The organism is Moritella sp. JT01 (assembly GCF_001574435.1).
In the GTDB taxonomy this organism is placed as follows: domain Bacteria; phylum Pseudomonadota; class Gammaproteobacteria; order Enterobacterales; family Moritellaceae; genus Moritella.
In genome coordinates this window covers 1-9,209 of sequence record NZ_LOCN01000037.1, presented here as the reverse complement: position 1 = coordinate 9,209, position 9,209 = coordinate 1, and the positions used below count along the sequence as shown (strand labels likewise).

The window sequence follows — 9,209 nt, the reverse complement described above, 5'->3', positions numbered from 1 at the left end:
TCTAAGGAAAAGTACCTATTTAATTTAGAACGCACAATCTGAGTTTGCGACAGAACCGTCCATTATCGTATTAAAGTTCATGCATTCCCGATTTATCTTTCTGAGGGAGGTCAATCACCTTGAATCCTGAGATTAAATGATATTTAAGGCATAAAGGTCTTAGTTTACGCCCCTGTTTATCTAATGTAGGTGCGCAGAGTTAACCACTATTACGCGGTAGAAAGTTTGGATTACGGATGAAGTTCCATCTACTTATCGAAGGAAAATAGCGATTTCCAGTGACTCTATACGCACCCGCAATATTTTCGGGTAATATCAGATGTTGAAATAAAACCTCTTGGTTACGTATTGCAGCTGGATCCTTGGGATACCTCCTTACCACATCGAAAGCATCTGGCCTATCTATACACCCCTTAATTTTATATAAGAACCCTGTATCTACTTTAGCCCCAGTCCTACCAAATGCATATGTTGCCGCTTGAGACTTTAATTTTGTCGTTGCGACAAGCGCACTATCACCTCTAAAAGACAAATGCGCCATCGGGTCTATATTGTTGCCTTGTGCAACAAACCCGTCCCTGAATACATCTAAAGGATTTCTTGAATCACCTCTGTATAGCTTAGTTTCCGCCCATAATTTCGCAGCTTTAGGGCCCCCTCTTCCTGATAGGCCAACTGTTTTAACCTGTTTAAGCCTATTGCTAGCCGCAGATAGAGAGCCCCCTAATTTGCCAATACCACGGCCAACACCAAAAGCACCAAGCCCAATAACAGCACCAATACCAGCATTGATACCAGCTTGCTTCACCGGAGTTCCTGCAGCCACATTCAACCCGAAATCAGCGCCACCAGAAAAAACCGCATCTGCGACAGCTAACCCAACTTTAACACTCGTTTTAGCGCCTTGCGCTGCGGCACCAAATCCGCCACTAATAAAACCAAGCGCGGCACCTATACCGACTTGTTTCCAATCAAACTTGTGCTCAGGATTTATTGCACACTGAATTCCCTCAGTTGCTGCTGCGATGCCAGCTCCGATTACAGCTCCGACTATGGCTCCAATAAGTAAACTCAATAATGCAAAGTGCCCACTTGGGTCACGTTGGTTGATTGGGTCACCCAAGCAATAAGCGTAACCATGTGTTCCTCCACGACCAAACGGACTCATCGAGTCATAAGCATGAAAACGCATTAGGCGAGGGTTATACACTCGGTAGCCTTTCCCAAGGTGATAACAACCCGTCACTGGGTCTTGCCGCTCGCCATTAAAGCCAAGTGGATTATTCCTTAAAGTCCCAGCGGACGAAGCATAAAGACCACGAGCCAAGCTCTGGCCTGGTACCATTGGTAATGACGCTGCACTCACTGCCGCCGTGCTTTTTAAAAAGCGTCTTCTCGAACGGTTGAATACAGTTCCACTGAATTGTTTTTTTGACATCAGCTATCCCTATTCATATAGAGTCGCATAATTTAAGTTTGTGACAGAACTGAAGAGAAGCTCTGTCACCCTTAAATCCAAATTAGCGACGTAAAAAATCCATCACAGCAAGCATCCAATGGCCAATTCCCAATGGCGCAATTGTCCGGTTCTGCATGGTTCTAGCAGCAGTCACAGTCGCAACATCGGCTCTATTGCGCATCATTAAGGAATCAATAGGCCCTTTATCGACTCGCTGTGGTTTTTTCAGGTGTATCGGATTCGTCCTATCGACAAATACATCGCTAAACGACGTTTTCTCTCGGTAATGATTAAAATTAGTTTTCCGCGGTCGGCTTTGGCTTGTTATACCAGAACCTGCCCCCCATTCGCTAACATCCCTCCGTACCCCTCTATAGCCACTTTGAGCAACCCCTCTATAATTACCTTGGCGGGCCATGTATGAATTCACCTCAGATGAACCAGCCCCTCCAGAGAGGCCTATGGATTTTATTTTCGCAATCCTATTTGTTTTTGAAAGCGATTTACCTATTTTTCCTATCCCCCTACCAACACCAAAAGCACCGAGCCCAATAACAGCACCAATACCAGCATTGATACCAGCTTGCTTCACCGGAGTTCCTGCAGCCACATTCAACCCGAAATCAGCGGCACCAGAAAAAACCGCATCTGCGACAGCTAGCCCAACTTTAACACTCGTGTTAGCACCTTGTGCTGCGGCACCAAATCCGCCGCTAATAAAACCAAGCGCGGCGCCGATACCGACCTGTTTCCAGTCAAACTTGTGTTCAGGATTTATTGCACACTGAATTCCCTCTGCTGCTGCTGCGATACCGGCTCCTATTACAGCTCCGACTATGGCTCCAATAAGTAAACTCAATAATGCAAAGTGCCCACTTGGGTCACGTTGGTTGATAGGGTCACCCAAGCAATAAGCGTAACCATGTGTTCCCCCACGACCAAACGGGCTCATCGAGTCATAAGCATGAAAACGCATTAGGCGAGGGTTATACACTCGGTAACCTTGCCCAAGGTGATAACAACCTGTCACTGGGTCTTGCCGCTCGCCATTAAAGCCAAGTGGATTATTTCTTAACGGCGCTGTGGATGAAGCATAAAGGCCACGAGCCAAGCTCTGGCCTGGTACCATTGGTAATGACGCTGCACTCACTGCCGCCGTGCTTTTTAAAAAGCGTCTTCTCGAACGGTTGAATACAGTTCCACTGAATTGTTTTTTTGACATCAGCTATCCCTCTCCGTAAGGTGTGTACTTACGTGTGCTAACGTCCCTATCTCCATCATTGCAACTGGTATAGGTTTCCAATACGCTTTCTTGGCTATTACCAAAAATAAACTGATGGACCTTCTCCTGTGATGAAGTAACATTTCGAGCAGATAAACCAGGACCAAAGTGACTATAGTTGCTGTGAGTACCATTGATAACTTCATTACTGAGTTCACTATTAAGATACAAAAGGTACACCAATCCCTCTTCTACATTCTGCGAAATTAATCGACTTCCAGCATCATATCGGTACTTAGATAGTACATTACCATTCTCTGAAACTGATGACATTTGATTTAATGCGTTATAGGCAATCGTTCGTCCCTGCTCATCATTAAGCAAATTACCCGCGTCATCATATTTAAAATTAACACTTGCTGGATAATTCCCATGGGTATTAGTCAATCGATCTAACCTTTGTAGGCTGGATGGCGAAGGCGTAAAAGTTGAGATGTTTTCTGTATTATCAGCAAACACTGTTACCGTAGAGGCAATATTACCATATACATCATGTACAAAACTCTGGCTGCGAATGACATTCCCGTATGCATCTGCTGGCGAATTAAGGCCTGCAACTTGGTAATCCTCCAGGCGCCCCAAGTCATCATAAATAAATGTCTCTGTCGTTGTTGCTTCGTTTTGTTCAAAAGTACGTTCATCCAGCATAAGTCGAGTGTTGAACTCTTGCCCGATACGGTAGATGAGTTGCTCGTTGAAAAAAGCCGTTCGTTCTTTTTCCAACCCTACAGCATTAAACTCCAGGCGGATTTCAGCCGTATCGTCATTTCTCTCAGTTCTGTAAGCATATGGTCGACTAAATGTGTCATAAGACAGTGTTGTTACGGTACGTATTCCCGAGACGGTTTCAGTTATCGTTTGCAAACGCGATAGGTCGTCATACTCATAAAAAGTTGAATTACCAAAGTAATCTATTTTTTCTAACAGCTTTCCCGATACGGAATAGCGACAAGTCGCGGTTCGTAGTGCCCCATCGGTGTTCGTTGTTTCTTGAATGACACGCCCATAACTATCACGAACGACTTCACGCGTACCACCTGAATTTTGATTTGATAACGGCAGACCAGTTTGATCATCGTAGGTATAAATACTACCTAAGGTTGAATCCCCTTTCACAGTGATAGTATTTGGCACACCTATATATTTGTTGTTGTCAAAATTAACCAACTCATTATTTGCCGATGTGTAATGGTCTGGCATCTGATTTGAAGCCGTGTAGCTATACTGTGTATCTCCCATATTTGGACTGGAAGCACTTTGCAAGCGAAGTAAGCCGTCAAACACTTGTTGACCCTGAAGCTTATCGTCAATATAGATATGACTTGGCACGCTCTCGGTAGTGAAATCATGGTATTCCACATTCTCTTTGATCATTTGCCCATCAATATAGCGTCGAGTTTCAAAAAGCCTATCCAACGAGTCATATTGATGCTCTATGACATTTCCGTCAGTATCAGTAACACTCGTCAGGTTACCGTAACCATCGTAGACATAGTTCGTACTTGATAATAAGCTATTACTCTTGTCTCGCGTCTCTTTATAGACTGTCTGTCCAGACAAATCGAAGTGCGTTGTTTCTTTGATTAACGTGTGATTATCTTTATCTTTATGGAGATAAGTTGTGTGCAATAGTATTGGGTCTTGAGTAATTATTTCTTGCCTACCATCTTGATGGGTGACCTGTAATATATCTCCATTCACATCATATTTATAATTGGTCGTGAGAGACTTTCGAATTTCTGCACCACTCTCATCCTGACAATAATCGAACTCAGTTTGAGAGGAGGCCATTCCGAAGTTGTCATATAGAATAGACTTTACCTGTTTGAATGATGGGGTCGCTTGGCTTGAACCATCATTCGCAGTGGTTTGCCACTCACTGACTACTTTTCCTGCGTTATTGAAATCAGTTCTGAATACATTTCCTTTGGTGTCGGTTACAGTGGTGCTATTGCAATTTTTTCCCACCACATAACCATAAGATTGCGTCGCCTCATATTGTGTTCCTACAGCAGTACGAGACGATCGTGCCCTACCCAGTGAGTCATACTCAAAAAGACTTATTATCCCCTGATTATCAATGTGTTCTATCGTTTTACCGAAGAGGTAATCTACTTTTTCAGACTCTGAGACAGTAATGCCATCATGTGTTAAGAATGTTGCTGTTGCTTTCATTCTATCCGATAGATATTCGTAACTCATTATCAACTTTTTTTCATAGCTATTGACACGGGAAACCAGTTCTTTTATTCGTCCATAGGTATAAGGTTGCTCCCTATTAGCATAATAATTCATAGTGTCTATTTGATTTTTATCACTTTCAGTAGCCAACACAATAAAATACTTACTTGAGTCATCCAATCTAGATAACGATGTGTATGTATACTTTGTAATAAGGGGCGACTCATCATATCTGGTCGTTGCCGGAAAAAAACGTTCTTCTTTTAACTGTACTACCATTCCATCAGGGTCTGCTGGACATATCCCTTCTTCCCCTTCTGGGGGATAGTAAATATAAATTTCCTGAGAACCGTCAACTTCTTGAATTAAGGTAGGGTTTGCGTAGTCATCATATTCATACTTCTTAGCCGCACTTCTTGAGTCACCATTGGAATAGTAAGTGGCCGTCTGCGATTTAGGTAGACTGTACGTGGCAGGTTGCTCTTCTATGCTTTTACTAAGGTTAGCGTAATATTCATAATGATCTTCTCTGTAAAGTACATTATTATCATAATGCTTCTCAAAATCTAATAGATGATACTTGTTATATCTTCTGACGGTTTTTTTAGCGTTGTTTATTAACTCTGTGGTAGTATAAGTATAGTTTGCTGAACATTTAAAAAGTGTATCTTCACCAGCAATCCATACCCTTTCACTAGCAAACCCTAGATAATTCTTATCCGAGTAATCATACTCTGTCAGCTTAGTAGGTTGACTGCCATCAAAAGCTGGGATGACTCTATGCGTTTTAATATATGGGATCTTTGAAACAGGGGCCCCTGTTGGTAGGGAATGGCCATTATCCAGATACTCTAATTCTTCGATCAATCCGGTGGGGTGAGTCACCTTTTCTATGACATCATAATTTGAGCTTTTTATATATCTATATTCAAGTTCAATAATAGAAGGTAAATTCTCATCTAATTGTATACTGGATAAACGGTGGTAGATTCCATTTCCAGCCTTATTTAGGGTAAATGACTGTAATTTCACTCCATCTAGTGTGTGATTAATATAGACTTTATTGTTTTCTTCACTCCAGTTGAAATCTATTTCACGGCCATCATGGTCATAAATTTTAGTTATCTTTCCTGTCCAAGGATGGTATTCGAAGTAAACCTCTTTTCCTTGTTCTGAAACTATTTTATTTAATTTACCAGAAGACACGCTCAAATACTCACAGAGTCCTTCTTTGTTAGCTATTTTCAATTCACTGGTTTCATTCAAATATGTTATTTTTATATCTTTGAGCTTTCTATAAGGAATTACATATTCTGTTTTTCCCCAAGGTTTATATATTTTAAATGATTGACCTGTCGAAAGGCTTATTGTTCCAGAAGACTCATTATAAGAACTCAAAGAAAGAGACCAACCTCGACCAAAGCCGATATCTCCTGAACTTCCAGCATTATAAGACAAAGCAATAGGTATACTTGGTCCTGAAATACGATGCGATAAAAGCTGTATTAATGGGATACTAATTGAATACATTCCTGTCCTAACATCAACCCCAGTACTCAAGCTTTCAATAAAATTATTTGCATTAGACTCAACACTCACGACATGTTCCTTTTTTTTAAAAACAAACCTAATAAATAATAATTAAGAGGGGGCTTTAATGAACTGCCCCCAAGTAATTTAATTAATGGAAGTCATAGTAAACATTACCCCATCGGTCATTAGGACCTCCGTTAGTCCTAGATAGGCTAAGGTTACCCTCATTACCATAATTATCTTGGAATGTTATATTCGGGCAGTGAATGGCCCAGTTAATTAAGGGGTTGACATATGTTTTCAGATTATCTTGACCATGGAGTACAGCTAAAGTAATAGCATTGGTTGTATTAAAACTTAGGCTCGTTGTATCTTTCCAAACATATCCAGTTGAATAGCGAAAGTGTGAATTTACTACTCCATTATTTGGTTTGAATAAATAAACAGCACTAAACTTATGGTTACCACTATCCGGATGTGCAGGCCCATTAGTCGACGAAATCAAGTATCTTTGTCCATTATTTTGTTTGTCGTCACTACAACCACCTACATCTCTAATTTGACGCCCGTTTATTAGTGTAAATCTCTCATTAGCTATCGCATAATTGTCATACCAAGCTCTACTTCCCGAACGATTCAGATCTGCGACGCCATAATTAAGTTCTGGTACAACAGTTATACCAACAAGGCCATTATTTGTGCCTCCATCACAAGTTGATAGAGTTTCTTTATCCCCTTGAGGGCTTGATGCTGTCAGCTCAACACATACGGTGATATCAGCACCGCTATTTTTAGTAGATAGGTAAAATAAACTATTTGTAGGGCTACCTGTATTATGGTTTGGCATTGATCGTGTCTGTGCATTAATATTGCTATCGAAGCCATTGTCAAATGAGCTAACCTCCCAAGTATTTGGTAAGTTGCTGTACGTATAGGCTTGTTTTATCTCAATATTATCAACTGTATAATCACTTGGAATGTTCTCATATGTGACGACCAGCTTAGCCTGCATGTTTCCGTTGGCATAAATGGTCGTACCAGAATATCCAAAGTCCGTTCTCAGAGTTAAGCTAGGTTCATCAAATCCTGCTGCTTGAGACATTGGGAATAGCGATACACTCGACAGAGCTAGTATGGTTAATATCGACGTTTTATATGTAGTCAAAACAGTTCCTCCTCAGAAATATTCTTACAATGCTTCACATTCTCATCTTTTGGACAGTTCCTGTGCAGCGGTAACTTTGTAGTATGATAAAGATAGGCCACCTGCGGCGGCAACTAACATTCTGTAAATTAAACGATTCATAATAGGCATAAGCAAGTATCTTCCTGCTTATGCACCCAAAAAAACCACTCAAAGACCTCTTCAATATAGAAATATATGACTGCCATTACAGTTCAAAATGAGCCATAAACACCTGCCTATGTTTAAGGTAAGAAACATTGAAATTCCTTACCTTTGAACATAAGCCACCTACGGTGTCAACTAAACATTCTGTAATCGTTTTAAGACAGAGGGGACTATATACAAGTGTTGTTATTAGTTAAAGAAGATGGCTATCAAATCATTATCAAATCATTATCAAATCATTATCAAGGTGCCTTCGGCACGATCACTTAACCATGGTTGAATAGTAAAAGACATACTAGTTAACTGATAGTATTATCTTTTTCTTTATCAAACCATTATACATTGTCTAATTTTTCTCGCTCACACAGCACTAAACATATCTTTACCCATAATCATGCTTGGGCTGAATTATTAAAGACTAATACCCTTAGAGCGATTGAAGTTGAAACAGTGACTAAGCTATTAGCTTGCTCAACCCAACTTATGGGCGTAAAAGAATTCAGTTGTAGCTCATCAGATTGCCAACACGTTAAATATATCCGTCAAACGTGCAAATCTCGCGGTTGTTCATCTTGCGGTAAGAAGTCCACAGACCAATGGATAGCAACCCAAATGATTGTGACTGGTATCATATTACCTTTACCATGCCAGACACAGTCTGGCCCTTATTTCAGGAAAACAGAGCGTTACTCGGTCAGTTATTTAAACTAGCCTCGACCTATTTATTGACAGTCAGTAAAAATCTGGGGCTATGGATAGGGATTTTTGCGGTGCTTCACACCAATGGCAGGCAATTGAATTGGCACCCACACATTCATGTTTCCATGACGGGAGGTGGTATCGACAACACAGGTCAATGGCAATCATTTAAACCGAATGTCAGTGATATTCGCGTAGCGTGGACAGAGTCAGTAAAGCAATTTTTACAAATGGCGGTACATCCAGATGAATTACCTGTGGATTTAATGGAAGCTTCAAACGAGTGTGGATGGTTTCAGTTCATTGAAATGCTGAATAATGGTCGTCCTTGGGTTGTGCATAGTGATAAGAAGACCGGTTATCATAAACAAACGGTGAATTACTTAGGCCGATATCTAAAACGCCAGTTCTGTCGCAAAGTTGACGAAGTGAAGCGATATATTGATAATGCAACGTCACAATAACGGAGTATTATTAACATGAAACTTAACTTTTCAGGATGCCATTTCCCGCAAGAGATCATCATGCAAGCACTTCGTTATTACTTAGCGTACAAATTAAGTTACCGTGAAATAGAAGAGATTTTTGCTGAGCGAAATATCCGCTTTGACCACTCAACATTAAATCGTTGGGTGATAAAATATGCGCCATTACTTGAAGCCAATTTCAGAAAAAGAAAACGTAAAGTAGCTGATTCATGGCGC

At 40.8% G+C, this 9,209-nt stretch carries 6 protein-coding genes and 1 pseudogene; 3 read left to right on the top strand and 4 right to left on the bottom strand.

The features are described 5' to 3' along the window. Positions 1-199: 199 nt before the first annotated feature. The 4 genes from AKG98_RS22575 to AKG98_RS21155 all read right to left on the bottom strand — a co-directional run bounded on the left by AKG98_RS22575 (position 200) and on the right by AKG98_RS21155 (position 7,557). Complete coding sequence (locus AKG98_RS22575) at positions 200-1,438, bottom strand: RHS repeat-associated core domain-containing protein (RefSeq protein WP_083544037.1); 1,239 nt, start codon at positions 1,436-1,438, stop codon at positions 200-202. 82 nt (positions 1,439-1,520) lie between these two features. Then, on the bottom strand, positions 1,521-2,681 hold the full coding sequence (locus tag AKG98_RS22070) for an RHS repeat-associated core domain-containing protein (protein ID WP_083544036.1): 1,161 nt from the start codon (positions 2,679-2,681) through the stop codon (positions 1,521-1,523). A gap of 3 nt (positions 2,682-2,684) precedes the next feature. After that, positions 2,685-6,521, bottom strand: a complete 3,837-nt coding sequence (locus tag AKG98_RS21160) for an RHS repeat domain-containing protein (protein WP_067050937.1) — start codon at positions 6,519-6,521, stop codon at positions 2,685-2,687. Between the two features lie 82 nt (positions 6,522-6,603). Further along, the gene (locus AKG98_RS21155) at positions 6,604-7,557 is read right to left on the bottom strand and encodes a hypothetical protein (RefSeq protein ID WP_157534184.1); all 954 of its coding nucleotides are present in this window, start codon (positions 7,555-7,557) and stop codon (positions 6,604-6,606) included. A 699-nt stretch (positions 7,558-8,256) separates the two neighbouring features. Here AKG98_RS21155 and AKG98_RS23065 point away from each other — a divergent pair. The 3 genes and pseudogenes from AKG98_RS23065 to AKG98_RS21145 form a co-directional block, all read left to right on the top strand. After that, complete coding sequence (locus tag AKG98_RS23065) at positions 8,257-8,517, top strand: transposase zinc-binding domain-containing protein (protein ID WP_369814945.1); 261 nt, start codon at positions 8,257-8,259, stop codon at positions 8,515-8,517. Continuing rightward, positions 8,403-8,969: a transposase gene (locus AKG98_RS21150; protein WP_067050931.1), complete on the top strand. Its 567-nt coding sequence runs from the start codon at positions 8,403-8,405 to the stop codon at positions 8,967-8,969. Before AKG98_RS23065 ends, AKG98_RS21150 begins: the two co-directional genes overlap by 115 nt. A gap of 15 nt (positions 8,970-8,984) precedes the next feature. Further along, positions 8,985-9,209: pseudogene (locus AKG98_RS21145) on the top strand (IS6 family transposase); the annotation flags it as partial.

Bases quoted from the DNA above. Each gene is read 5' to 3' on its own strand.
- AKG98_RS21155 (WP_157534184.1), bottom strand. From the start codon at position 7,557: ATGTCTCAAGCAGCAGGATTTGATGAACCTAGCTTAACTCTGAGAACG.
- AKG98_RS21150 (WP_067050931.1), top strand. From the start codon at position 8,403: ATGGATAGCAACCCAAATGATTGTGACTGGTATCATATTACCTTTACC.
- AKG98_RS22070 (WP_083544036.1), bottom strand. From the start codon at position 2,681: ATGTCAAAAAAACAATTCAGTGGAACTGTATTCAACCGTTCGAGAAGA.
- AKG98_RS22575 (WP_083544037.1), bottom strand. From the start codon at position 1,438: ATGTCAAAAAAACAATTCAGTGGAACTGTATTCAACCGTTCGAGAAGA.